This is a genomic window from Bradyrhizobium sp. YCK136 (assembly GCF_044570075.1).
Taxonomy (GTDB): domain Bacteria; phylum Pseudomonadota; class Alphaproteobacteria; order Rhizobiales; family Xanthobacteraceae; genus Bradyrhizobium; species Bradyrhizobium diazoefficiens.
The window spans coordinates 9,046,479-9,070,715 of record NZ_CP172424.1 but is presented as its reverse complement, the minus strand read 5'-3'; the positions used below and the strand labels follow the sequence as shown (position 1 = coordinate 9,070,715).

24 protein-coding genes and 1 pseudogene are annotated in these 24,237 nt (G+C 64.7%); 14 read left to right on the top strand and 11 right to left on the bottom strand.

What is annotated here, in order from left to right; all coding sequences use genetic code 11:
• Positions 1-114: 114 nt before the first annotated feature.
• Complete coding sequence (locus tag ACFLEY_RS43860) at positions 115-807, bottom strand: DUF1013 domain-containing protein (RefSeq protein ID WP_028173595.1); 693 nt, start codon at positions 805-807, stop codon at positions 115-117.
• A gap of 255 nt (positions 808-1,062) precedes the next feature.
• Here ACFLEY_RS43860 and ispH point away from each other — a divergent pair, with 255 nt between their 5' ends.
• The 3 genes from ispH to rnhA are packed head-to-tail and all read left to right on the top strand — an operon-like array spanning position 1,063 to position 3,482.
• Positions 1,063-2,031, top strand: coding sequence for a 4-hydroxy-3-methylbut-2-enyl diphosphate reductase (gene ispH, locus ACFLEY_RS43855; RefSeq protein WP_011084132.1), 969 nt, complete (start codon positions 1,063-1,065; stop codon positions 2,029-2,031).
• Positions 2,032-2,037: 6 nt separating this feature from the next.
• Positions 2,038-3,021: a homoserine kinase gene (locus tag ACFLEY_RS43850; protein ID WP_060909283.1), complete on the top strand. Its 984-nt coding sequence runs from the start codon at positions 2,038-2,040 to the stop codon at positions 3,019-3,021.
• Positions 3,018-3,482, top strand: coding sequence for a ribonuclease HI (gene rnhA / locus ACFLEY_RS43845; protein WP_011084134.1), 465 nt, complete (start codon positions 3,018-3,020; stop codon positions 3,480-3,482). The genes ACFLEY_RS43850 and rnhA overlap by 4 nt, the downstream gene beginning before the upstream one ends.
• 119 nt (positions 3,483-3,601) lie before the next feature.
• Here the strand turns inward: rnhA and ACFLEY_RS43840 are convergent, their stop codons facing one another.
• From ACFLEY_RS43840 to ACFLEY_RS43815, 6 genes are all read right to left on the bottom strand, one after another.
• Complete coding sequence (locus tag ACFLEY_RS43840) at positions 3,602-4,087, bottom strand: peroxiredoxin (RefSeq protein WP_011084135.1); 486 nt, start codon at positions 4,085-4,087, stop codon at positions 3,602-3,604.
• A 108-nt stretch (positions 4,088-4,195) separates the two neighbouring features.
• Complete coding sequence (locus ACFLEY_RS43835; protein WP_011084136.1) at positions 4,196-4,750, bottom strand: DUF924 family protein; 555 nt, start codon at positions 4,748-4,750, stop codon at positions 4,196-4,198.
• A gap of 15 nt (positions 4,751-4,765) precedes the next feature.
• Complete coding sequence (locus tag ACFLEY_RS43830) at positions 4,766-6,451, bottom strand: long-chain fatty acid--CoA ligase (RefSeq protein WP_011084137.1); 1,686 nt, start codon at positions 6,449-6,451, stop codon at positions 4,766-4,768.
• Between the two features lie 193 nt (positions 6,452-6,644).
• Complete coding sequence (locus ACFLEY_RS43825; RefSeq protein WP_060909285.1) at positions 6,645-8,108, bottom strand: D-alanyl-D-alanine carboxypeptidase family protein; 1,464 nt, start codon at positions 8,106-8,108, stop codon at positions 6,645-6,647.
• Positions 8,109-8,298: 190 nt separating this feature from the next.
• The gene (locus tag ACFLEY_RS43820) at positions 8,299-10,107 is read right to left on the bottom strand and encodes a glucan ABC transporter ATP-binding protein/ permease (protein WP_060909286.1); all 1,809 of its coding nucleotides are present in this window, start codon (positions 10,105-10,107) and stop codon (positions 8,299-8,301) included.
• Positions 10,108-10,192: 85 nt separating this feature from the next.
• Positions 10,193-11,242 carry an ABC transporter substrate-binding protein gene (locus tag ACFLEY_RS43815; protein WP_060909287.1) on the bottom strand — a complete coding sequence of 350 codons (1,050 nt, stop codon included), beginning with the start codon at positions 11,240-11,242 and terminating at the stop codon, positions 10,193-10,195.
• A 229-nt stretch (positions 11,243-11,471) separates the two neighbouring features.
• On the opposite strand from ACFLEY_RS43815, the gene ACFLEY_RS43810 reads away from it, so the two are divergent.
• The 7 genes from ACFLEY_RS43810 (at position 11,472) to ACFLEY_RS43780 (ending at position 17,380) form a co-directional block, all read left to right on the top strand.
• On the top strand, positions 11,472-11,849 hold the full coding sequence (locus tag ACFLEY_RS43810) for a hypothetical protein (protein WP_028173590.1): 378 nt from the start codon (positions 11,472-11,474) through the stop codon (positions 11,847-11,849).
• A 158-nt stretch (positions 11,850-12,007) separates the two neighbouring features.
• A complete protein-coding gene (gene hisE, locus ACFLEY_RS43805; protein WP_011084141.1) occupies positions 12,008-12,412 on the top strand; it encodes a phosphoribosyl-ATP diphosphatase in 405 nt (134 codons plus the stop codon).
• Positions 12,413-12,457: 45 nt separating this feature from the next.
• Positions 12,458-13,060: a YqaA family protein gene (locus tag ACFLEY_RS43800; protein WP_161533195.1), complete on the top strand. Its 603-nt coding sequence runs from the start codon at positions 12,458-12,460 to the stop codon at positions 13,058-13,060.
• 128 nt (positions 13,061-13,188) lie between these two features.
• Positions 13,189-13,719 (top strand): hypothetical protein, encoded by a 531-nt coding sequence (locus tag ACFLEY_RS43795; protein WP_011084143.1) that lies wholly within the window; start codon positions 13,189-13,191, stop codon positions 13,717-13,719.
• Between the two features lie 36 nt (positions 13,720-13,755).
• Positions 13,756-15,156: an aspartate ammonia-lyase gene (locus ACFLEY_RS43790; RefSeq protein ID WP_011084144.1), complete on the top strand. Its 1,401-nt coding sequence runs from the start codon at positions 13,756-13,758 to the stop codon at positions 15,154-15,156.
• A 251-nt stretch (positions 15,157-15,407) separates the two neighbouring features.
• Positions 15,408-16,376, top strand: a complete 969-nt coding sequence (locus ACFLEY_RS43785) for a nitronate monooxygenase family protein (protein WP_011084145.1) — start codon at positions 15,408-15,410, stop codon at positions 16,374-16,376.
• Positions 16,377-16,606: 230 nt separating this feature from the next.
• A complete protein-coding gene (locus ACFLEY_RS43780; protein WP_060909288.1) occupies positions 16,607-17,380 on the top strand; it encodes a thioesterase family protein in 774 nt (257 codons plus the stop codon).
• 423 nt (positions 17,381-17,803) lie between these two features.
• Here ACFLEY_RS43780 and ACFLEY_RS43775 read toward each other — a convergent pair.
• Positions 17,804-19,366 (bottom strand): annotated as a pseudogene (locus tag ACFLEY_RS43775) (AMP-binding protein).
• A 68-nt stretch (positions 19,367-19,434) separates the two neighbouring features.
• Entirely contained in the window at positions 19,435-20,499 is a 1,065-nt protein-coding gene (locus tag ACFLEY_RS43770) for an IS630-like element ISRj1 family transposase (RefSeq protein ID WP_026192128.1), read from the bottom strand.
• A gap of 95 nt (positions 20,500-20,594) precedes the next feature.
• Here ACFLEY_RS43770 and ACFLEY_RS43765 point away from each other — a divergent pair, with 95 nt between their 5' ends.
• From ACFLEY_RS43765 to ACFLEY_RS43750, 4 genes are all read left to right on the top strand, one after another.
• Positions 20,595-21,560 (top strand): nitronate monooxygenase family protein, encoded by a 966-nt coding sequence (locus ACFLEY_RS43765; protein ID WP_161533198.1) that lies wholly within the window; start codon positions 20,595-20,597, stop codon positions 21,558-21,560.
• A gap of 167 nt (positions 21,561-21,727) precedes the next feature.
• Complete coding sequence (locus ACFLEY_RS43760; protein WP_028173584.1) at positions 21,728-21,976, top strand: hypothetical protein; 249 nt, start codon at positions 21,728-21,730, stop codon at positions 21,974-21,976.
• A gap of 137 nt (positions 21,977-22,113) precedes the next feature.
• Positions 22,114-22,833 carry a hypothetical protein gene (locus tag ACFLEY_RS43755; protein ID WP_060909290.1) on the top strand — a complete coding sequence of 240 codons (720 nt, stop codon included), beginning with the start codon at positions 22,114-22,116 and terminating at the stop codon, positions 22,831-22,833.
• 137 nt (positions 22,834-22,970) lie between these two features.
• A complete protein-coding gene (locus tag ACFLEY_RS43750; RefSeq protein WP_060909291.1) occupies positions 22,971-23,660 on the top strand; it encodes a hypothetical protein in 690 nt (229 codons plus the stop codon).
• A gap of 3 nt (positions 23,661-23,663) precedes the next feature.
• On the opposite strand, the gene ACFLEY_RS43745 is transcribed toward ACFLEY_RS43750, so the two are convergent.
• Both ACFLEY_RS43745 and ACFLEY_RS43740 read right to left on the bottom strand, forming a co-directional pair.
• Entirely contained in the window at positions 23,664-23,831 is a 168-nt protein-coding gene (locus ACFLEY_RS43745) for a GMC oxidoreductase (RefSeq protein WP_396604442.1), read from the bottom strand.
• Positions 23,832-23,959: 128 nt separating this feature from the next.
• Positions 23,960-24,184 (bottom strand): cysteine rich repeat-containing protein, encoded by a 225-nt coding sequence (locus ACFLEY_RS43740; protein WP_028173581.1) that lies wholly within the window; start codon positions 24,182-24,184, stop codon positions 23,960-23,962.
• Between the last annotated feature and the right edge of the window lie 53 nt (positions 24,185-24,237).

The following is a 24,237-nucleotide window of genomic DNA, read 5'->3' as shown; positions in this document are numbered from 1 at the left end:
GCCTCCGCGAATCTGCCAGGCAGGCATCGACACACGCCCGCGCGCCCAAATAAAAACGCGGCGGGGGGCCGCCGCGTTCAAATCCAGCTTGATGGTAAATCGGAGGAGGGGGAATTACTCCTCCTCGTCCTGCTTCTTGCCGCCGAGGGTCTTCAGCTTGGCGAACACGGCGTCCACGTTGAGGTCGTCGCTCGATCGCTCGGCCGGCTCGAACTCGTCCTTCTTGGTGGTCTCCGAGGCCGGCAGCAGGGTCGCGCCGCCATAGGCCGCGTCGATCGGCTTTTCCTTGGCCGCGCGGGCCACCTCGAAATCGAGCTCGATCTGCGAGCAGAGGCCGAGGGTGACCGGATCGATCGGGGTCAGCGAGGACGTATTCCAGTGGGTGCGGTCGCGCACGCTGGCGATCGTGCTCTTGGTGGTGCCGACCAGGCGCATGATCTGGGCGTCCTTGAGCTCCGCATGGTTGCGTAGCAGCCAGAGGATGGCGCTCGGGCGCTCGTGGCGGCGCGAGACCGGGGTGTAGCGCGGGCCCTTGCGCTTGGGCTGCGGCGGCAGCACGACCTTGCTCTCCTGAAGGCGGAGGCGGTAGTCCGGGTTCTTCTCGCCCTTCTCGATCTCCTCGCGGGTGAGCTGGCCGTTGGAGAGGGGATCCATGCCCTTGATGCCCTGGGCCGCGTCGCCGTCGGCGATCGCGCGCACCTCGAGGGGGTGCATCTTGGTGAAATCGGCGACCTGGTCGAAGGTCAGCGCCGTGTTGTCGAGCAGCCAGACGGCGGTCGCCTTGGGCATCAGAGGTGCGTTGCTCATGGCAAATCTCCTTTGTGCTTCGCCCACCCCTTTGGAGGCGAAGCCGGTGGTCATCAGCGATGACTGGGAATTCGCGCTATATAAGCCCGGAGGGGCTAGCCACGCAATGGTTCTGCTATAGATAGTGCCTTGACAGCGCCCGAAAGGGGGCCCAATTCCCTCTGAAGTCGCTGTAAGCCCGTACCCTAAGCCCTATTCATCCATCGACCGCTTCCCGCCCCATTCGGCGAGGTGATTCGGTCCCGAGATCGCTCAATGTCAGCCAAACCAGACCTGAAGATCGTGCTTTGTTCTCCCCGCGGCTTCTGCGCCGGGGTGGTCCGGGCGATCGACACCGTGGAACGGGCGCTCGATAAATACGGCGCCCCCGTCTATGTTCGCCATGAGATTGTACACAATAAATACGTCGTCGATGGGTTGAAGAAGAAGGGTGCCATCTTCGTCGAGGAGCTGGCCGAAATCCCGGAAAGTACCACCGCGCCGGTCGTATTCTCGGCCCATGGCGTGCCGAAATCGGTTCCCGCCGACGCCCAGTCCCGTAATTTGTTCTCGCTGGACGCGACCTGCCCGCTGGTGACCAAGGTCCACCGCGAGGCGGCGATCCACTTCAAGCGCGGCCGCGAGATCTTCCTGATCGGCCATTCCCATCACCCCGAGGTGGTCGGCACGCTCGGCCAGCTCCCCGTCGGCGCCGTCACCCTGATCGAGACCGCCGAGGACGCCAAGACCATCACCCCGAAGGACCCCAACAACCTCGCCTTCGTGACCCAGACCACACTGTCGATCGACGACACCGCAGAGATCGTCGCGCTGCTCAAGGAGCGTTTCCCGAACATCAACGGGCCGCACAAGGAAGACATCTGCTACGCCACCACCAACCGCCAGCTCGCGGTGAAGAAGGTGGCGCCGGTGGTGGACGCCCTGATCGTGGTCGGCGCGCCGAATTCGTCGAACTCGCAGCGCCTGCGCGAGGTCGCCGAGCGTGAGGGCTGCCCGATCGCGGTGCTGGCGCAGCGCGCCGCCGACCTCGACTGGAAGCGGTTCGAAAACATCACCAGCCTCGGCATCACCGCGGGCGCCTCGGCGCCGGAAGTGATCGTCGAGGAGATCATGGACGCGTTCGCCGAGCGCTTCACGCTGCATGTGGAGACGGTCTCGGCCGCGGAAGAGAACGAGTTCTTCCCGCTGCCGCGCCAGGTGCGCCCCGAAGCCGCCGCCGAGTAGACCTCTATGGCGGTCTACACCGACGTCGCCGCCGACGAGCTTGCGGATTTCCTGAGCCAATACGATTTCGGCGAATTGCTCTCCTACAAGGGCATCGCCGAGGGCGTCGAGAACTCCAACTTCCTGCTGCACACCACCAAGGGATCGTTCATCCTCACGCTCTACGAGAAGCGCGTGGCGAAGAACGATCTGCCGTTCTTCCTCGCGCTGATGACGCATCTCGCCGAGCACGGCGTCAATTGCCCGCTGCCGGTGAAGGGAAGAGACGGCGAGGCGCTGCGCGAGCTGTCGGGCCGCCCCGCCGCGATCATCACCTTTCTCGAAGGCGTCTGGCCGCGCAAGCCGAACGCGGCCCATTGCGCCGGCGTCGGCGAGGGCCTGGCCAGGATGCATCTGGCCGGCGCCAATTTCGCGATCAGGCGCGCGAACGCGCTCTCGGCCGCGGGCTGGCGACCGTTGTTCGATGCGGCCGCAAGCCGCGCCGACGAGGTGCAGCCGGGCCTGCGCGCGTTTCTCGCAGCCGAGCTCGACTATCTCGCGAGCGGGGTCTGGCCGACCAATCTGCCCGACGGCGTGATCCACGCCGACCTCTTCAACGACAACGTCTTCTTCCTCGGCGACAAGCTCTCGGGGATCATCGACTTCACCTTCGCCTGCAATGACATGCTGGCCTATGACGTCGCGATCTGCCTCAACGCGTGGTGCTTCGAGCCGGATCACTCCTTCAACGTCACCAAGGCGCGCGCTTTCCTCAACGCCTATGGCCGCGTGCGCAAGCTCTCGGAGGCGGAAGAGGCCGCGCTGCCGCTGCTGGCACGCGGTGCCGCGATCCGTTTCCTGCTGACGCGGCTGGTCGACTGGCTCAACGTGCCGCCCGGTGCGCTGGTGAGGCCGAAGGATCCGCTGGAATATGTCCGCAAGCTGCGCTTCCACCAGAGCGTCTCGAGCGTGCGCGACTACGGGCTGATGCCGTCAGGACTGGTCGCGTGAGCGAGCTTCCCGTCGTCACGATCTATACCGACGGCGCGTGCTCGGGAAATCCCGGGCCCGGCGGCTGGGGCGCGATCCTGAAGTTCGGCGACAAGGAGAAGGAGCTGAACGGCGGCGAGCGTCACACCACCAACAACCAGATGGAGCTGATGGCGGCGATCTCGGCGCTCGAAGCGCTGAAGAAGCCGTGCACCGTCGATCTCTACACCGACAGCCAGTATGTCCGGCAGGGGATCACGGGCTGGATCCACGGCTGGAAGCGCAACGGCTGGCGCACCGCCGATAAGAAGCCGGTCAAGAATGTCGAGCTATGGCAGCGCCTCGACGCCGCGCTGAAGGCGCATCAGGTCCGCTGGCACTGGGTCAAGGGCCACGCCGGCCACCCCGAGAACGAGCGCGCGGATCAGCTGGCGCGGGACGGGATCGTGAAGGCGAGGTTGCAGCAGAGGGTGGCGGAGTAGCAGTTTGTTCCGTCATTCCGGGGCGGTGCAAAGCACCGAACTCAGGTGCGCAATTGCGCACCCGAGAATCTCGTGATTCCGGGTTCGCCTCTGCGAGGCGCCCCGGAATGACATCTATCTCAGAGCTGCCCGAGCAGCGTATCGCCGCCTGACACCTCGACCTTGCCGGGCATCGCCTCGAGGTTCAGCTTCTTCACCACGCCGTCCTCGACCAGCATCGAATAGCGCTTGGAGCGGATGCCGAGGCCATTGGCGGAGGCGTCGAGCTCCATGCCGATCGCCTTGGTGAAGTCGGCATTGCCGTCGGCGAGGAAGACGGCCTCGTCGCGCTGGTCGGTGTCGCGCTTCCAGGCGTTCATGACGAAGGCGTCGTTGACGGAGATGATGGCGATGGTGTCGACGCCCTTGTCCTTGATGGCGTAGGCGTTGAGGAAGATGCTCGGCAGATGCATTTTGTGGCAGGTGCCGGTGTAGGCGCCGGGCACCGCGAACAGCGCCACCTTCTTGCCCTTGAAGATATCGTCGGTGGTCTTCACCTGCGGGCCTTCCGCCGTCATCACGCGGAATTTCGCCTCGGGCAGCTTGTCGCCAGTCTGGATCGCCATCGTCAGTCTCCCTGAAAATCGATCCCGCTTTTTAGACTGTGCGGCGGGCCTGCACAATATTGCCGGCAGGGAAAGCGGCGAAGGTTGCGGCCCTTCACCTTGATGTCATCAGCCGGAAAAGCCGCCATTGTCGAGGAAGGCCTGTTCTTCCTCGGTGGTCGGGCGTCCGAGGACGCGGTTGCGGTGGGGGAAGCGGCCGAACCGCCGGATAATGTCGGCGTGCTCCCGCGCGTATTTCAGGTTCTCGGCATTGTCGGCGTCCTGAAACAGCGCAATGCAGTGCAGCTGGTCGGGCAGGTGCTCGGAATGCATGAAGGGCATGTAGAGGAATTCGAGCAGGGCAGGATCGATCCGGCGATCCGCGCCCCGATCGATGGCGCGGCGGGCAATTTCGCGCGCCAGCGCGTCGCTGGAGAACGTCCTGGGATCGCCGCGAAACATGTTGCGGGGGAACTGATCGAGCACGATGACGAGCGCGAGTGCGCCGTCGTCGCTTGCCTCCCATGACGCGAGCTCGCCGGCGGCCGCCTGCTGCCAGAGGGCGAGAAAGCGGCGCCTGACCTCCGCGTCGAAAGCCTCGCTGCGCTTGTACCAGCGCTCGCGGCCGGCCTCGCGCCAGAAGGCGAGAATGCCGGCCGGCTTGATGTCGCCGACCTCAGTCATGACTCAAAGGCGGCCTTACGCCGCCTCCGCCTTCTTCTCGTCGCGGAGCTGCCGGCGCAGGATCTTGCCGACGTTGGTCTTCGGCAGGTCGGTGCGGAATTCGATGTGCTTGGGCACCTTGTAGCCGGTGAGCTGCTCGTGACAGAACTTGATCACGGCTTCGGCGGTGAGGTTCTGGTCCTTCTTCACCACGAAGGCCTTCACCGCTTCGCCCGATTTGGAATCGGGGATGCCGATCACGGCGCATTCGAGCACGCCCGGATGGCTCGCGATCACTTCCTCGATCTCGTTCGGGTAGACGTTGAAGCCGGAGACTAGGATCATGTCCTTCTTGCGGTCCACGATCTTGGTGTAGCCCTTCTCGTCCATCACGCCGATGTCGCCGGTGCGGAAATAGCCGTCCGCGGTCATCACCTTGGCGGTCTCTTCCGGCCTGTTCCAGTAACCCGACATCACCTGCGGGCCCTTGGCGCAGATCTCGCCCGCCTGGCCGAGCGGCACTTCATTGCCGTCGTCGTCGCGGATGGAAATATAGGTCGAGGGCACGGGGATGCCGATCGAGCCGGAGAAATCGTTCGTGGTTGCCGGATTGCAGGTCAGCGTCGGTGAGGTCTCCGACAGGCCATAGCCTTCGGCGATGAAGCAGCCGGTCACCGCCTTCCACTGCTCGGCGACGGGGCGCTGCACGGCCATGCCGCCGCCGTTGGAGATCTTCAGCTTGGAGAAGTCGAGCTTCTTGAAGTCCGGATGGTGCATCAGGCCGTTGTACAGTGTGTTGACGGCCGGGAAGCTGTTGACCTGATACTTCGCCAGCTCCTTGACGAAGCCCGCGATGTCGCGCGGGTTGGGGATCAGGAGATTGCAGCCGCCGGCGCGCACCGCGAGCAGGTAGCAGGCCGTCAGCGCGAAGATGTGATAGAGCGGCAGCGCGCAGACGATCATCAACTGGTCGACATGCGGAGGCGCGGCGAGCGCCGGCTGGAGCCAGGCATCGTTCTGCAAGACGTTGGCGACGATGTTGCGGTGGAGCAGGGTCGCGCCCTTGGAGACGCCGGTGGTGCCGCCGGTATATTGCAGGAAGGCGACGTCGCCCGGCGACAGTTTCGGCTTGTTGAATGTCAAGCCGCGGCCGGCCGACAGCGCGTCGTTAAAGGACACCGCGCCCGGCAGCGACCAGGCCGGTACCATTTTCTTGACGCGGCGGACGACGAGGTTGACGATCACGCCCTTGAAGCCGAGCAGGTCGCCCATGCTGGCGACGATGACGTGCTTTACCGATGTCTTAGTGATCACCTGCTCGACGGTGTGGGCAAAGTTCTCCAGCACGATGATGGCTTCGGCGCCGGAATCCTTGAGCTGATGCTCGAGCTCGCGCGGCGTGTAGAGCGGATTGACGTTGACCACCGCAAAGCCGGCCCGCAGCACCGCGGCGGTGGCGATCGGGTATTGCAGCACGTTCGGCATCATGATGGCGACGCGAGCGCCGCGCTGGAGTCCGCGGCCTTGCAGATAGGCGGCCAGCGCAACCGACATCTGGTCGAGGTCGCGGTAGCTGATCGACTTGTCCATGCAGATGAACGCCTTGCGGTCGGCGAACTTGGCGAAGCTCTCCTCCAGAAGGTCGACCAGCGATGCGTATTGCGTCGGCTCGATATCGGCGGGCACGCCGGGCGGATATTGCTTAAGCCAGATGCGCTCCATGGAAACTCCCCTCTCCTACATCAGAGCCCGTTGTATCTCGGGCTTGCCTCATTACCGCCAGTATCGAGCCTGCCGGAACGGGTGGCAAGCCGTCGAGGCTTAGGGCAAAGGTCGGAGAGTGGCTACTGGAATCGTCGCAAAACCGCGCTGCCGCAGGTGCGAAGCGCCGGCTTCGGTTTAATTCGCAGGGGCGTTAACTGTTGTTGGCCGGCTTGGCGGGAGGCTTGGTCGCGGCCTTGGGCTTGGCGGGTTTTGCCGGCTGATCGCTATTTGCGGCGGGTTTCGTCGCATCGGGCTTCGCCGCGGCATGCTTGGTCCCCGCGGGTTTGGCCGCGGTCTTGGTGTCAGCCTTTGCGTCACCCTTCACATCACCCTTGGCGCCTGGCTTCGCTGCCGCCGTCTTGGTGTCCTTCGGCTTATCGGCCGGCTTGTCGGCTGCGTCGGGTTTCTTGGCGACACGCGACTTCTTGCCACGCGCCTTCGGCGTGGCCTGCTGGTCGGCATCGGCTGCGACCGCGGCGATCAGGGCAGTGCCGGTGCGGGTCGGGCCGGTATAGACCAGCACGGGCTCGGCTGCCGCCGGCGCCGAGGCCATCAGTTCGGAGGCCTTCATCAGGGGCGGCTGAAGCCCGGCGGTGAAGAAGGTCACCTGGGCTTCGCCGCCGGTGGCGGAGGCCGATCCGGTCGTGCCGCCATTGGCCGCGATCAGGGCATCGTCGTCGTCGCTCGCCGGCCGCTTGCGATGGCCGCCGCACATGTCGTCGCGCAGGTTCGGCGGCGAGGCGTCGACCGGCACGAGGTTTTCGACGGTGCCGAGCGAGGGACGCAGCCACGACAGATTGTCCTGGCTGAAGCCGCGCTCCAGGAGCTGCGCCGCCTTCACCGCACGCGCCGTTCCGGAATTGGCGCCGAGCACAACGGCGATCAGCCGGCGGCCGTTACGTGTGGCCGAGGCGACGAGGTTGTAACCGGACGCGCAGATGAAGCCGGTCTTGAAACCGTCGGCGCCGGGATAGCGGCCGATCAGCTTGTTGAAATTCCCGGTGACGCGCTTGCCGAAACGGATCGCCGGAATGTGCACGAAGTATTCGTATTCCGGCAGGTCGCGCAGGAACGAGCGTGCGAGAATGCCGAGATCCCGCGCGGACGTGATCTGACCATCGGCGGGCAGGCCGTTCGGATTGACGTAGCTCGTCTGCGTCATGCCGAGCTTCTTGGCAGTATCGTTCATCATGACGGAGAAGCCGTCGATCGATCCGCCGACGCCTTCGGCGAGCACCACGGCCATGTCGTTCGCCGACTTGACCATCATCATCTTCAGAGCGTTGTCGACGGTGAGCTGTGTTCCGGGGCGGAACCCCATTTTCGACGGCGACTGCGAGGCCGCGGTCGGCGACACCGTGAGCAGCGTGTCGAGCGTGAGCCTGCCGTCCTTCACCGCCTTCAACGTGACATAGGCGGTCATGATCTTGGTGACGGATGCCGGATACCAGGGAATGGTCGCGTTATCCGCCTGCAACACCTTGCCGCTGTCGGCTTCGATCAGCAGCAGCGCTTCGGCGCTCGCCGCGCGCGGCGCGAGCAGCGCGGCGCATGCGAGGGCCGCGGCGAACAGGTTGAACAGGGATTTGCGAAGCAGCGGGCGAAAGGCGTGCACTATCCGATTCCGGTCCTTGGAGATCCGCCGGTTCCGGACGGTTCTCGTGATCTGAGTTTCGGGTTTTGAATTCCGGCGCCGCCGCTTGCGGCGTCGCAAACCTATACCGGCTCCTGCGTCGAGAATAGGGGTTTCGGCGCGGTATTCCGCAATGAAATAGGCCGAATTTCGGCGGTCCTGCGGGGACTTGCTAGGGGGATTTGGCCGCAGTCGCGATAGTCTCGGCCGCCGTCACGCTGGCCCGTGTGTTGGCTTGTGACTGTTCCTGCACCATGAACTGGGCCCTGGCGAGCTCGGCAAAATGGCCGCCTTTGGCCACGAGTTCATCGAAAGTTCCGCTTTCGGTCACGCGCCCGTTCTCGAATACCAGGATCCGCGTGGCGTTGCGGATGGTGGCGAGGCGGTGGGCGATCACGAAGGTGGTGCGGCCCCTCATCACTTCGTCGAGAGCGGCGTTCACCTTGACCTCGGTAACGGCGTCGAGTGCGCTGGTCGCCTCGTCCAGGATCAGGATCGGCGGGTCCTTCAGCAGCGCACGCGCGATCGACAGCCGCTGCCGTTCGCCGCCGGAGAGCATGCGGCCGCGCTCGCCGGCATTGGTCTCGAACCCGCCGCTGCGCTCGATGAATTCGAGCGCCTGTGCGCGCTCGGCCGCCTTGCGCATCTCGGCTTTGGTCGCATCCGGCTTCCCGACGCGCAAATTCTCCGCGATCGAGCGGTTGAACAAGAGCGCTTCCTGGAACACGACGCCGATGTTTCGCCGCAGCGAGGTCAGTGTAACGCCGCGCACGTCCATGCCGTCGATCCTGATGAAGCCGGATTGCGGATCGAAGGCGCGATGCAACAGCGCAATCGCGGTGGACTTGCCGGCGCCGGTCGGGCCGACCAGCGCGACGGTCTGGCCGGGCAGCGCGGTGAAGGAGAGGTCCTCGACCGCCGGCCGCTTGCCGTCATAGGAGAAGGTGACGTCGTTGAACTCGACGAGGCCGGACAGGCGTCCGGCGTCGATCGCGTCGGGACGGTCGTGGACCGCCGGCACGGCATCGAGCACGTTGAAGAATTCGCGCAGGCGCGGCGCTTCCATGAACACGTTGTTGATGAAGCTCACGACCTGCTCGAGCTTCTGGATCAGCAGCGTCGCAAAGCTCACGAACATCACGATCTCGCCGACCGAGGTCAGCCCCTGGTCGTGCAGGGCGATGCCGAGCGTGAAGATCGCGAGCACAGTGATGGTGGTGGAGGCGCGCGTGATGACGGTGACGAGCGCCCACCAGGACAACACCGGCATCTGGGCTTCGAGCAATTGATTGGCGACCGAGCGCAGCCCCTGCACCTCGGATTCGACGCGCACGAAGCTCTGCACCAGCGCGACGTTGCCGAGCGCGTCGGAGGCCCGCGCGGAGAGCTCGCTGTAGTGCTCCTCGACCGCCATCTGCATGCCGAAGGTCCGGCGCACGACGAAAGTCGTCAGCGCCGTGAAGACGATGCAGAGCACGAACAGCAGGATCGCGAGACGCCAGTTCAGATAGAGCGACAGCGGCAGCAGCACCACGACCGAGAGGATTGCGGCAAAGTGCTCGCGGAAGAAGCCGAGCCACAGCCGCCACAACGCGTCGGTGCCGTTGAGCATCACCTTCATCAGCCGGCCCGAATGGGTGCCGGAGTGGAAGGTCAGCGGCAGTTGCAGAATGTGCTCGAAATAGTCGGTCAGCACCGCCTGGCGCTGGCGGTGGGACAGCCGGTCGGCTTGCAGCGCAACGAGCGCGCTGCATGCGATGGTGAACAGCCCGAACGCGACCCAGGCAGCCAGGAAGGGCCATGCCGAGCTCGAACCGGCGACTGACTTGCCCGAGAGCACGTCGACGATGCGGCCGAACAGGACGGGCTCGGCGAATTGCGAGGCGGCGAGCAGGAGATTGGCAAACGCCAGCAGCCAGCCCAGCCGCGCCTCCTTGCCGAGCAGCTCGAGAACGCGGGTGTAAAGGCTGAAAATGGACATGCGGACCGGCAACTCGGGCGGATAACGGGGCCCGTATTCTAAGCAGGGATCGCCCGCGAGATACAGCGGAAGCTAGCGGTTTTGCTCAATTGATCAGCCGCCCTGCGACCGGCGGCAGGAACCGGTCGTCGAAGATGTCGCCCGCGGCCGGCCGCTTGCGGAATTTGAAGTCCTGGGCGATCTGGTCGATCGAGCGGTCCAGCCGCGCCGGGTCGATGCCGCCGAGGCCGTTGCGCTTGACCTCGTCGGTCAGGATGTTGTCGACGAGCACGGTGCGCAGGCGCTCCAGTTCGAGGTCGCGGTCGCCGTCGTCGATACGGCTCGCGGCCTCGTCCGCCGCACGGGCGGGCTCTTTGACGGTCGCGTTGATACCCGCGATCAAGGCGCGGACAAATCCCTTAAGCGCGTCCGGCTTCGCCGCGGCGAAAGCGGGGTTGGCCACCACGGCAAAGCCATAGGCTTCGCAGCCATAGTCGGCGTAGCGCAGCACCACGAGATCGTCGCCGGGCACGCCGCGGTCGCGCAGGTTCACCGCCGAGAGATAGCTGAAGCCGGCGACGGCATCGACTTGCCCTGCGGACAGGATCGGCTCGCGCACCGCCGCGCTCATCTTGTGGAATTTGATGCGCGACACGTTGATGCCGTTCTGCTGCACCAGTGCCGGCCACAGCCGCATCGACAGATCGCTGTCGGCGACTCCGACGGTCTTGCCGTCGAGATCGGGCAACAGGTGGATGCCGCGGCTCCTGCGCGCGACGATCGCGTAGGGCGCGCGGTTGAACAGCACGAACACCGCCTTGAGCGGCGCCGCCTCGTCCTTGTCGCGAAAGCGGATCAGCTCGTTGATGTCGACGAGCGCGAGCTCGCTGTCGCCCTTGACGACGCGCGCGAGCGTCTCCGGGGACCCGGGCGCGGTGTTGAAGGAGACGTTGAGGCGCTCGGCGCCGAATTTGCCGTCCTTCGCGGCAAGGAAGAACGGCGCCATGCTCGCATCGATCGGGCGGTCGAAGGTGAAGTGGATCGCGACGGAGGGCACGGCGGTCTCGGCCGCCGTGACGTCGCGTGCGGTCAGTGTCGCAAGCGAGATCGAGAGCGCCAGCAGGCAACGAGAAATGATCGTCTTGAATTCTGACATCAGTTGCGCCGGTCCCGCATTGTTGTGGTTTCGTGACGCTCGCAGCGCCGGCCGGCGACGAGCCTGCGCGCGCCAATATGAACGGCGGATGAGCGGTGGTTGCGTCACGATTACGCAACCCCGTTCAGCTTGTGTTGGGGTTCGGGAACCCAACATGGGACGTGGGTGTTTGAAAGACATGAGCCTGTCTGCGCAGGCACCATTCGAGGTCCCAAGGAGGGTCCAGGACATGTTCGACCGATTTTCGAGACTGGCCGGCCGCAAGGCCGTTCTCGCCACCGCTGCGGTGCTGGCGCTGACTGCGGTCGCTCCGACCGCCTCATACGCCGGCGGCCGTCACTGGCGTGGTGGTGGTGGCGCAGCGGCTGCCGCAGCCTTTGCCGGCATCGTCGGCACCGGCCTTGCCATCGCCGCGACCCGTAATGCCTATGCCTACGACAACGGGCCCTATTATGGCGGTTATGGCGGTCCGGCCTATTACAGCGGCCCTGCCTATTACGGCGACGGCCCCTATTACGGTCCGGGCCCGAACTACCAGTATCAGCGCTACGGCGGCACCGCCCCCTCCGAGCTCTGCGGCCAAGGCTATTACACCAACTGCTACTAGCCTTGACGACGAGCCTTGAAGACCAGCCCTGGCGACCAGACCTTGGCTACCAAGGGTTGACCAAAACAGGCCGTCGCACTTGCCGCGCCGGCCTGTTTTTTGCTTTAATTGCCGGGCGTTAACGCGTTCGCCATTGGTTTAGAGTAGTTTTGAGTACCATGAGTGATTCGCTTGAGCGGCTATATCTGGCTGTGCTCGCGGCCAGAGACCTTGATCCGGCAACATCGCGCACCGCCCGGCTGTTTCAGCGTGGCCCCTCCAAAATGGCGAAGAAACTGGCCGAAGAGGCCATTGAGGTCGTCATCGATGCCGTCAATGGCGACACCGATGCCGTGGTCCGGGAAAGCGCCGACCTGCTCTACAACCTCACCGTGCTCTGGGCCTCGGCCGGCGTGCGCCCCGAGGACGTCTGGCGCGAGATGACGCGGCGGGAAGACATGCTCGGCATCGCCGAGAAACTGCCGAAGTCGGCGATGAAGCTGCCCAAAGTTGCGTCACCGCGCGTCGCTGCGAGGCGGCCAATTGTCGCGCTCGAGGGCCGTACGGCGCGCAAGCGCCACTAGAACCGTCATAATTCGCCTCAATCTCGGCATGGACAAATCCGTCCCATGGTGCTTCATCGCGGCGCCATGCTGAAACGTATCTACGACTGGTGCATCGACGCCGCCCACAAGCCCTACGCGCTCTGGATCATGGGAGCCGTGGCTTTCGCCGAAAGCTCCTTCTTTCCGGTTCCGCCGGATGTGATGCTGATCCCGATGTCGCTGGCGCGCCCGCAGCGCGCCTGGGTCTACGCGGCGGTCTGCACCGCGACCTCGGTGCTCGGCGGCCTGCTCGGCTACGCCATCGGTGCGCTGCTGTTCGACTCGGTCGGCCACTGGCTGATCCAGGTCTATGGCCTCGGCGACAAGGTCGATGCCTTCCGCGCCTCCTATGCGGAGTGGGGTGCGGTGATCATCCTGCTCAAGGGGTTGACGCCGATCCCCTACAAGCTCGTCACCATCACCTCGGGCTTTGCCGGCTACAATATCGGCCTGTTCGTCCTGTGCTCGATCGTCGCGCGCGGCGGACGCTTCTTCATCGCCGCGATCCTGCTCAACCGCTATGGCGACTGGATCCGGGTTCGGATCGAGAAGCATCTCGGTCTGTGGGTCGCGCTCGGTGCCGCCGTGCTGGTGCTCGGCTTCGTGGTGGCGGTCAAGCTGATCTAGAGCATGATCCGGACCCGAAGGGCCGCGTCAGCGCAAAGCGTGAAGCGGTTTTGCGGATAGTTCATGCTCGACGGATAACGCATCCGCAGCGCTTTGCCGCTGCGCCGGCTTCGGCTACGGTTGCCGTCATGATGGTTCGATCCGGCAATCCGGCCGTGCGGCTTGGGACGCTGACGTCAGCAGTGCTGCTGCTCCTGCTGGGTGCGGGCGGGACTGGATGGCCGCAATCCGCGCCGCCGGCGCTCGGCTTGCAGGAGCAGGGGCCGCAGGCTGCTCCGCCACCATCGACGCCTGCCCCGCCGGCGGGCGGGGAAAATCCCGGGCTGATCAACGAAATGGGCAAGCTGTTCGACAAGCTGCCCTCGATCCTGCCGCCGATCAAAAGTCCGAGCGAGACCATGAATGACCTGTCGCGGCTGGCCACGCCCTCGACCATGGTCTCGGGGCGCGTGGCCTGTCCGGTCTCGTCGAACGGCGCGCCGGATTGCAAGCAGGCCGCCGACCAGCTCTGCCAGGGCAAGGGCTACAAGCAAGGCAAGAGCCTCAACGCCGACTCCGCCGAGAAATGCTCGGCCAAGGTTCTCATCCCGGGCAGGCAACGCAAACCGGACGACTGCCGCACCGATACTTTCGTGACCAGCGCGCTGTGCCAGAACTGACGTGACGACGCCGCGCGCGAGCAACCAGGAGCGCCCATGAGCCGTACGGAGCAGGATTTCCTCGGACAGCGTGAGATCGCCGACGATATTTACTACGGCGTCCAGACCATCCGCGGGAAGGAGAACTTCCACATCACCGGCATTCCGATGAACCAGGAGCCTTACTTCGTGAAGGCGCTGGGTTACGTGAAGAAGGCCGCGGCGATGGCCAATCGCGATCTCGGCGTGATCGACGCCAGGGTGGCCGATGCGATCATCCTCGGCTGCGACCGCGTGATTGCCGGCGACATGATGGATCAATTCGTCACCGACTTCATCCAGGGCGGCGCCGGCACCTCGACCAACATGAACGCCAACGAGGTGATCGCCAACCTCGCGCTGGAATCGCTGGGCTTCAAGAAAGGCGACTACCAGCACGTCAGCCCGAACGATCATGTGAACTACGGCCAGTCGACCAACGACACCTATCCGACCGCCTTCCGCCTCGCGCTGATCCTGCGGCTCGAGAGCTACATGACGGCGCTGCGCCAGCTCCAGGAGGCGTTCTTCGCCAAGGGCCGTGAGTTCGACCGCGTGCTGAAGATGGGCCGTACGCATCTTCAGGACGCCGTGCCGATGTCGCTCGGCGCCGAATTCCGCGGCTGGGGTACCACCATGGGCGAGGAGGTCGATCGTATCTCCGAGGCACGGGCGCTGCTGCGCGAGATCAATCTCGGCGCGACCGCGATCGGCACCTCCGTCACCGCGGCGCACGGCTATCCCAAGCTCGCCGTCCGGCATCTGAGCGCGCTGACCGGCATCGACTTCATTCTCGCCGGCGACCTCGTCGAAGCGACCTCGGACACCGGTGCCTATGTGCAGCTCTCCGGCGTGCTCAAGCGCACGGCGAGCAAGCTGACAAAAATCTGCAACGACATCCGGTTGCTGGCTTCGGGCCCGCGCGCCGGCTTCAACGAGATCAACCTGCCGCAGCTCCAGCCGGGCTCCTCGATCATGCCGGGGAAGGTCAATCCCGTGATCCCCGAGGTCGTCAACCAGACCAGCTTCCTTGTCATCGGCCTCGACACCACGGTGACGCTTGCCGCGTCCGCCGGCCAGCTCCAACTCAATGTGATGGAACCGGTGATCTCGTTCGCGCTGTTCTTCTCGATCCGCACCATGGAGCGCGCGGTCAACAGCCTGCGCGAGAACTGCGTCGTCGGCATCACCGCCAACGCGGAGCACACCCGCAACATGGTGCTGAACTCGCTCGGTATCGTCACGGTGCTGAAGCCGCTGCTCGGCTACAAGCAATGCGCCGAGATCGCGCGCGAGGGTTACAAGAGCGGCAAGTCGCTGCACCAGATCGTGGTGGTCGAGCGCAAGCTGCTGACGCAGGAGAAGTGGGACGAGATGTTCTCGTTCGAGCGGCTGATCAATCCGGACCTGATTGCGTGATGTCTCATGGTCATTCCGGGGCGCGCGAAGCGCGAACCCGGAATCCATTTCGCCCACGCGTGCGGAGGTCAGACGGATACCGGGCTCGCGCCTTTCGGCGCCCCGGAATGACGGAAGAGGAATTCCGCGGCTTGGAATTGCGGTAACGGCATCTTCCGCGGCGGCAAAACGCAGTACTTGACAGTGGAAAGATTGCCTTGTTGGTATGGCTCCCAACTTCGATTTGACCGCCAATAGAGGATCGTTTCGCGATGTCCATGCCTGCCTTGTTCAAAGGGCGCCTGTCGATCCCCGTGATCGGCTCGCCGCTCTTCATCATCTCGGTGCCCGATCTCGTGATCGCGCAGTGCAAGGCGGGTGTCGTCGGCTCGTTTCCGGCGCTGAACGCGCGGCCGCCCGAGCTGCTCGACGAATGGCTGGCGCGGATCACCGAAGAGCTCGCGGCCTATGATCGCGCGCATCCCGACAGGCCGTCGGCGCCGTTCGCGGTCAACCAGATCGTGCACAAGTCGAACAACCGGCTCGATCACGACATGCAGCTCTGCGCCAAGTACAAGGTGCCGATGATCATCTCCTCGCTCGGCGCGCGCGAGGAACTGAACCAGGCCGTGCACGGCTGGGGCGGCATCGTCTTCCACGACGTGATCAACCAGAAATTCGCGCACAAGGCGATCGAGAAGGGCGCCGACGGGCTGATCCTGGTCGCGGCCGGCGCCGGCGGTCACGCCGGCGTGATCTCGCCGCTTGCCTTCGTGGCGGAAACGCGAAAGTGGTTCGACGGCCCGATCGCGCTGTCGGGCGCAATCGGCAACGGCAAGGCGATCCGCGCCGCGCGCATCCTCGGCGCCGACTTCGCCTATATCGGCTCGGCCTTCATTGCGACCAAGGAAGCCAACGCTGTCGAGAAGTACAAGGAGATGATCGCGGGGTCGACGGCCGACGACATCGTCTATTCCAACCTCTTCACCGGCGTGCACGGCAATTATCTGAAGCCCTCGATCCTCGCCGCCGGCATGGATCCGGAGAACCTGCCGACGTCCGATCCGTCCAAGATGAACTTCGGCACCGACGCCTCCGGCGAGCGCGCCAAGCCGAAGGCCTGGAAGGAGATCTGGGGCTCGGGCCAGGGTATCGGCAGCGTCGACCAGGTTCTGCCTGCCGCCGAGCTGATCGCGCGCTTCAAGAAGGAATACGACGAGGCGATCGATCCGCCGTTGTGAACGGCGGCTATTGCGTATTGCAGCGCGCGTATCTTTCCTCCGTCGTGCTGGACAAGCGCAGCGGAGCGGAGCGCAGATCCAGGACCCATTACCCCAGGGAGTAGTTTGGCGAAGACTTGGAGTTGAGAGTTGCGCGCCACAACTTCTCCCTGGGGTAATGGGTCCTGGCTTTCGCCAGGACGACACTGTCATTGGAACTCCGAGCGTCTCAGCCAACAGAGATCTGCACCATGCCCCCGATCTACCGTGTCGACGGCAACAGTGTCGTCACCAGCCCTGACGCTGCGGGTCCGTGGGACCGGCGCATGCAGCATGGCTCGGCGCCGGCATCGCTGGTGACGTGGGCGGCCGAGCGTATTCCGACGCCTGTTACGATGGACATCGCGCGCGTCACCATCGATCTGATGCGCCCGGTGCCGGTGGCGCCGCTCACGATCGAGACCGAGGTCTTGCGCGAGGGCCGCAAGATTCAGCTCTGCGAAATCAAGCTGCTCGCCGATGGCGTGCAGGTCGTGGGCGCCACAGTGCTGAAGATCAGGCGTCAGGCGCAGGCGCTGCCGGATGACGTCAAGGAAGTCCCGCTCACGCTGCCGTCACCGGAGGATTCGCTGGTCGAGGACGGTCATGCCGCCACCAGCCCGTTCGTGCGCTCGGTCTCGATGCGCGCCGCGCGCGGCCGCTTCGGCCAGGCCGGTGCGGGCGCGATCTGGTTTCGCGTCGACCATTCCCTGATCGAGGGCGAAGCGATCTCGCAGGCCATGCGCGCCGTGGTCGCCGCCGACTTTTCCAACGGCACCGCCTCGACGCTCGACTTCCGCGCCTGGACCTACATCAACGCCGATCTCACCGTGAGCCTTGCGCGCCAACCGGTCGGCGAGTGGATCCTGCTCGACGGCGACTCCTGGATCGGCCCTGATGGCGCTGGACTCGCCATGTCGCGGCTGGCGGATCGGCAGGGCTATTTCGGTCGCGCGGTGCAGAGTTTGGTGATCGAGAAGCGGTGAGCGTGACGGCAAGCGCCGTGATCGCTCCTTGAGCCGAAGGAACGGCAGACTTCCGCCGCCGCGGAAGGGATGCCCTGGTCGCGAGCCTCTTCTCTTGTCCGGAGGTCTCTGTTCGACGCCAGCGTCCTGCCTGTTCAACTGCCGTAGACGATCTTGATCTCCCACAGCAGGACAACAATAGCCGTGATCAACGTGATCGCGGCCAACGCACTTTCCAAGGAAGCGACTCTCATTTGATACTCCGCTTCCCAGCCCCATCAGCGGTCTAGTTGATTCGTTGATTCGCCCGCAATCGCGCGGACGGCGTGCCTGAAAAGTCCCTTCCGCGCTGTTGTTCGCCGGTCACAGCGACACCGTAAAATCCCGGGGTCGGGCGCGGGGGCCTGCACGGTGCCGCCTGCCACAAGTTGCAGATCGAGACGACTACCCCACCATCCGGTCCCGCCCGCTCCAGAATCCCGCGCGCAGCACCTTCTTGTCGATCTTGCCGACGCCGGTCATCGGCAATTGCTTGACGAACTGGATCTGCTTTGGCGCATGCGCCGAACCTTTCCGCGTCTTCACGAAATTGATCAGCTCGTCCGGATCGGGCTTTGCGCCTTCGCGCGGCACCACGATGGCGGTGACGGCTTCGCCCCATTTCTCGTCGGGGATGCCGACGACCGCGACCATCGCGACATCGGCGTGCTGCGACAGCACGTCCTCGACCTCGCGCGGAAAGATGTTGAAGCCGCCGGAGACGATCATGTCCTTCTTGCGGTCGAGGATGAACATGTAGCCGCGCTCGTCCTTGCGCGCGATGTCGCCGGTGTGGACCCAGCCGTTGTTCAGCGTCTCGGCGGTGATGTCAGGCCGCTTCCAGTATTCCGCCATGACATGCGGGGCGCGCACGCAGATCTCGCCGGCCTCGCCCGTCTTCACCTCCTGGTCATTGTCGTCGAGGATCCTGACCTCGCAGGCCGCAATCGGGAAGCCGCAGGACAGGAACAGTTCGGGCGTCCGGGGATCATGGTCCTTCTTGCGCAGCACCGAGATCGGATAGCATTCGGTCTGGCCGTAGAGCTGCGAGAACACCGGCCCGATCCGTTCGATGCCCTCGATCAGCCGGCTCGGCGAGATCGCGGAGGCACCGTAGAGCACGAGCTCGAGCGAGGAGAGGTCGGTCCTGCTCAGAGCGGGATGATCGAGCAGCACATAGATCATGGTGGGCACGAACAGCGTGAAGTTGATGCGCTCGCGCGCGATGGTCGCCAGCACGGCCTCGGGATCGAAACCCTTCAGCATGTGCACGGTGCCGCCGCGCATCAGGGTCGGCAGCACCTTGGTGCCGGCGACATGGCTGATCGGGGCGACCGCGAGATAGCGCGCATCTTCCGGGATTTCGAAGTCGGCGAGGATCGCGGCGGCAGCCCCGGCATTTTCGCGGTGCTAGCGCAGCGCGCCCTTGGATTTGCCGGTCGTGCCGCCGGTGTAGTTCAGCGTGGAGAGATCGTCAGGGCCGGCGAGGCAATGAGCGCTGGCATGGCCTCCGATCTCGATCGCCTGCAACAGGTCGACGCCATAGCCGGCCGGCCCCGTGGTGAAGACCGCCTTGAGCCGGCTCGCACTCGCGGCAAGCTCGCCGCCGCGATCGCGGAACGCGGCCGCATCGACCACCAGCACCTCGGCCTCGGAATCCTCGAGTTGGAACAGCTGGTCTCCCCGCGATCCCAGTGGATGCAGCCAGGTGACGCAAAACCTCGACAATTGCGCTGCGACACCCGCGCACCAGGTGTCGGCGCGGTTCGCAGTGAGGAAGGCGACGCGCGCGCCGGGCTGCACTCCAAGCCGCATGAACACGCCCTGGATGCGCCCGATCAGGTCGATGGTGCCCTGATAACTCAGCGATCCGCCAGGCCAGGCGAACGCGGTGCGGCCGGGATAGCGCGCCAGCGCCCGCAGCGCCTGTGCGCAAGTCGGGGACGATGCGTGGAGCGGATCTGACATATGTTTCCTCGCTGCTTTGTCATCGGCTTCTGGCGTGCCAATGTTTGCCGTAACGCTAGTACCCGGAATCAGAGCTGAGTGATACGGCGGCCTTTGAAACGGCGTTGACGGACCTTTTTCTTGGTCCAGACGAAGGGCTCGGCTCTGTCGTTGTATGCGTTGACGTAGGCATCGATGTGTTCCTGAAGCTGCTTGAGGCTCGTGAAGGAGGTGCCGCTGAGCGACTGCCCCTGCAAGATGGAAAACCATACTTCGACCTGATTGAGCCATGACGCACTTGTCGGCGTGAAATGAAATTGCACGTTGGGGTGGGCCTTGAGCCAGTCCTCGTTCTTTTTATGGGTGTTGAGGTTGTCGAGGATGACGTGAAGCTTGCGGTTCGGAAAAGCCGCGGTGACGCTGTTCATGAAATCGAGAAACTCGACGCGGCGCCGGCGTTTTGAATGGGTCGCGATGATCTTTCCGGTGGCGACTTCGAGCGCCGCAAACAATGTTGTGGTGCCATGCCGCTTGTAATCGTGGCTTTGGCCGGTCAAGGCGCGGCCATTGGGCAACTTCAGATAACCCTGCGCTCGCTCCAAAGCCTGGATCGAGGGCTTCTCGTCCACGCACAGCACAATGGCCTTCGCCGGCGGCGCGACATAGAGGCCGACAACATCGGCGGCTTTGGCCGTAAAGTTCGGGTCGTTGCTCTCGCACCAGGACTTGCGAGCCACCAGGTCAATCTTGTGGCTGCGCAGGAACCGCCAGACATATTGGACATCGACATCGCCCAGCGCCTCGGCCAGCAGGGGGCCGGTCCAGCGCGCAAACCCTTGCGGTGGCGGCTTATCCAGCAGCTTCAGAATCCGCTTGTCGGTCGTCTTCGTATAGATCGGCTGCTTGCCAGGCCGCGGCTTGTCTTGCAGCCCTTCAAGGCCATGGTCGGCATAGCGATGCCGCCAAAGGCTGACAATCCGCGGCTGGACCCCAACTTCCTTGGCGATCGACCGGGTGCTGCGCCCATCCGCCGCCAACAGAACTATCCGCGCCCGCTTCAAATCGCGCTGCAACGTCACCGGTGAGCGACAGCACGCCTCAAGCACCTTGCGATCTTTCCTCGAAAGGTGGACTTCTCTTGCTTCGGGTATCATCCCGACCTTGAATCACGACTCACGTTCCAAGAAAAGTGGGTACTAGCACAGGGAATGCGGGATGGAACGACACAGCCCGCGCGAGGGAGGCATGCGTGACGTCTGATCGGCTGCAACGTTTCCGCGATCGCCTGGCACTGCCGCTGATCGCCGCGCCGATGTTTCTGGTGTCGGGTGTCGAGCTCATGGTCGCGGCCTGCCAGAGCGGCGTGATCGGCAGCTTTCCCAGCGCGAATTGCCGTAGCGCGGAACAGCTCGACGAATGGCTCCGCGAGATCGAAGCGCGGCTGCGCCGGCATGAAGATCAAGCCGGCCGCAAGGCGGCGCCGCTCTGCCCAAACCTGATCGTGCACCGCTCCAATGCGCGGCTGGAGCAGGATCTCGCGGTGCTGCTGCGGCACAGGCCGGAGATCGTCATCACCTCGGTCGGCTCGCCCGCGCCAGTGCTCAAGCCGCTGCATGACGCCGGTGCGCTGGTGTTGGCGGATGTCGCCTCGATCCGCCACGCCGAACGTGCGGCGGAAGCAGGTGCCGATGGACTCGTGCTGCTCACGGCGGGCGCGGGCGGGCAGACCGGCTGGCTCAATCCGTTCGCCTTCGTCCGCGCGGTGCGCGCATTCTACGATGGCATCATCGTGCTCGCGGGCGGCATCAGCGATGGCCGCGCGCTGCATGCCGCGGAAGTGCTCGGCTGCGATCTCGGCTACATGGGCACGAAGTTTATCGCGACGCGCGAGAGCATGGCGGATGATCGTTACAAACGGATGCTGGTCGAGAGCAGCGCCGACGACATCCTGCTGACCACCGCGTTCACGGGGCTTCAGACCAGCATGCTGAAGCCGTCGATCGTCGCTGCGGGGCTTGATCCCGACGACCTGCCGGCGCGCGGGGCGATCGACATCGCCAAGGACATCGACGTCAACGCGCGCGAGAACCGGCCAAAGCGCTGGCGCGATATCTGGAGCGGCGGGCACTCGACCTCCGGCGTGACCGATGTGCTCGCGGTTGACGATCTCGTCGCGTCGACGCTCGCGGAATATCGCGCGGCGGGTGGGCGGTAGGCTCCTCTCCCTCTCCCCGTATGAACGGAGCGAGGGAGACCAGGTGCCGTCGCATCGATCACAGTTAATCCTGCATGGCTCGATTCCCCCTCACTTAACGGCAGATTAACCATCGCCCGCCCAGAATCCCCCTCAAGGCCGCCAATCAGGACCGAGAGGGACAGGCGATGGATTTCGATTTTCTCAACTCCAAGACGGCGGCTTCGCTGGACGAAATCCGCGTCCGCGTGGCCCATGCGCTGGCCCGCCACCCGCTGTGCCGCAATGTGCGCTTCGATATCGTCAGCGTCCCCCGCACCCGCCGGGGGGGCAACTGGACGGTGACGCTGCAATCGGTCGAGCCGCGCGCGGTCTGGGAGGCCTCCGAAATCGTCGCGGACATCCAGGATGCCTACGATCTGGCCTCAGCTGCTTGATTTTACTCGGCTTTTTAGTCGTGTCGCCATAGGCATGGTGATTGTCGCCGCAAAGGCACACTCAAGCCTTAATTCGTTCCTTTTTCCCGGGCACCGTTGACAACATCGTGAACCGCCCCTCCCCCTCGGAGAGACGTTTGTCCAAAGCCATCACCATCGTCGTTCTGACCTGTTTCCTCGTCCTCGGTGCCGCCACCACCGCCATTCTCGGACGCGACAGCGTGCCCAGCGTTAGCGCCGAGATGATCATCCAGGCCCCGCCGAAACCGCTCGCGACCAACCGCGCCGCCAAGGCCGACCGTCTGGTTCCGACCCTGGCGCTGGCCTCGGCCGCGATCGAGCCGGTCCAGGTGCCCGCCGACAAGCTTGCGCAGGCGCCGGTGCTGACCGAGCCGCTGCGCCAGGCCTTTGCCGCCGCCACTCCGTCCGATTTTCCGATGTCCAAGACGGGTTCATCGGCGAGCGTGAACGAGGCGCCCACGGCGGAAGCTCCCGCCGTCGAAGTCCCGGCCAAGCCGAAAGTCGTCGCCAAGCCGCAGCCGCAGAAGTTCTATTCGCTGCTCTCCGACGTTCAGATTTCGGGCATCAAGGATCGTCTGAAGCTGTCGTCGTCGCAGGAATATTACTGGCCTTCGGTCGAGACGGCGCTGCGCAACGTCGTCCGCAGGATCCAGGCGAACAAGCTGTCGAATCCGAACGCGCCGCCCGGCGCGCAGATCGATCCGAACTGCGACGAGGTCCAGCAGTTGAAGTCGGCCGCGATGCCGCTCCTGTTCCAACTGCGTGACGACCAGAAAGAGGAAGTGCGCAAGCTCGCCCGCATCATTGGGCTCGAGAAGGTCGCGCAGCAGATCTGACGCGCGGTTTCCGAAAACATCATGCTCAAACAATGAGCTGAGGCACGATGGCGAGCCATCGCGCTGAGGGAACCGCCGATATCAGGAACATCCGGCAATCTCCAGGCGTTGCCCGCTCCAAAAGAGGGAGTGGACCAATGCGCGCCTCGACAGCCTATTTCGTCGGTGCCGGAACCATCGTCGCGGCCATCGCTATTGGTCTCGGTGGCGGCATCGTCGCCGGCAACATCATGAATCCGATCGCGCCCAAGCAGGGGCCGGATGCCGGCAAGCTGGCGCAGCGCACGGAAGCGGTTATCGCGCCGGTCCAGAGCAATGCGCCGTCGGAGCGCGTGCAATATCTCACCGGCTCGCAAGCCTTCGGCACGATGATCGCCGCACCCGCGCAGGCGCGCGACGACGCCAAGCCTGAGACAAGGCCCGACACGCAGGTCACTCCGGCGAACGCCGAGCCGCCTGCGCCGCAGCCGTCGCAAGCGGCCGCGGTCGAGCCGCCGAAACCGGCATCGCCATCGCCTCCGCAGGCCGCAAAGCCCGTCGAACAGCAGGCTTCGACAGAGCCGTCCTCCTCACCTGACAACGCCTATGCCAAGGCGAGGGATTTTGACGTGAAGCGTGCCGCGTCCGAACGGCGCCGGATGGATCGCCGCGAGCGTTGGTCCGAGCGTCACCGCTATGAGTCCCGCGATCCCCGCGGCATGCGCGACCGGACCGACTGGGACGACGTGGCCCGCAACATCCGCCAAGATTCAGACGCGCGCGATTACGCGGGCCGGCCGCGCGGCGGCTTCCCGCAGATCAGGCTGTTCGGCCCCGACGACGACTAGCACCTAACCCAGGATCGCGGTCGCTGCGCGCTCGGCAATCAGGATCGTCGGCGTCTGGATGTTGCGGGAGATCCTGATCGGGATCACCGAGGCGTCCGCGACATGCAAGCCGTCAATGCCTCGCACCTGCAACCGCTGCGGATCGGCGACGGCGAGATCGTCCATGCCCATCCGGCAGCGCCTCGTCATTCCGGGATGCGTGCGCAGCACGCAGGCCCGGAATCCATTTATCCGCGGCGACCGCAGCGCGATGGATTCCGGGCTCGCGCCGTTGGCGCGCCCCCGGAATGACCGCTAGCTCAGCCCCCGTGCGACTCCACCACCTTGCGGCAGCCGTCCGAAAGCTTCGACTTGTTCTCGCGCAGGCAGGCGTTCATCTGCGGCGGCTTGCCGACATGTTCGGCGCAGAATTTGCTGGCGTCGCCGCGGCAGGCCATCTGCTCCTGCAGCGTCGGACCGGATTGTGCCGCGGCGGGCAGGGCGGTGGCGGCAAGCAGCAGCGCGGCAAGGATCGAAATCTTCATAAAACACCTCTTTGGGCTTGTCGGGTGGTCCCGTTCGGGATCAAGCGGGCGGA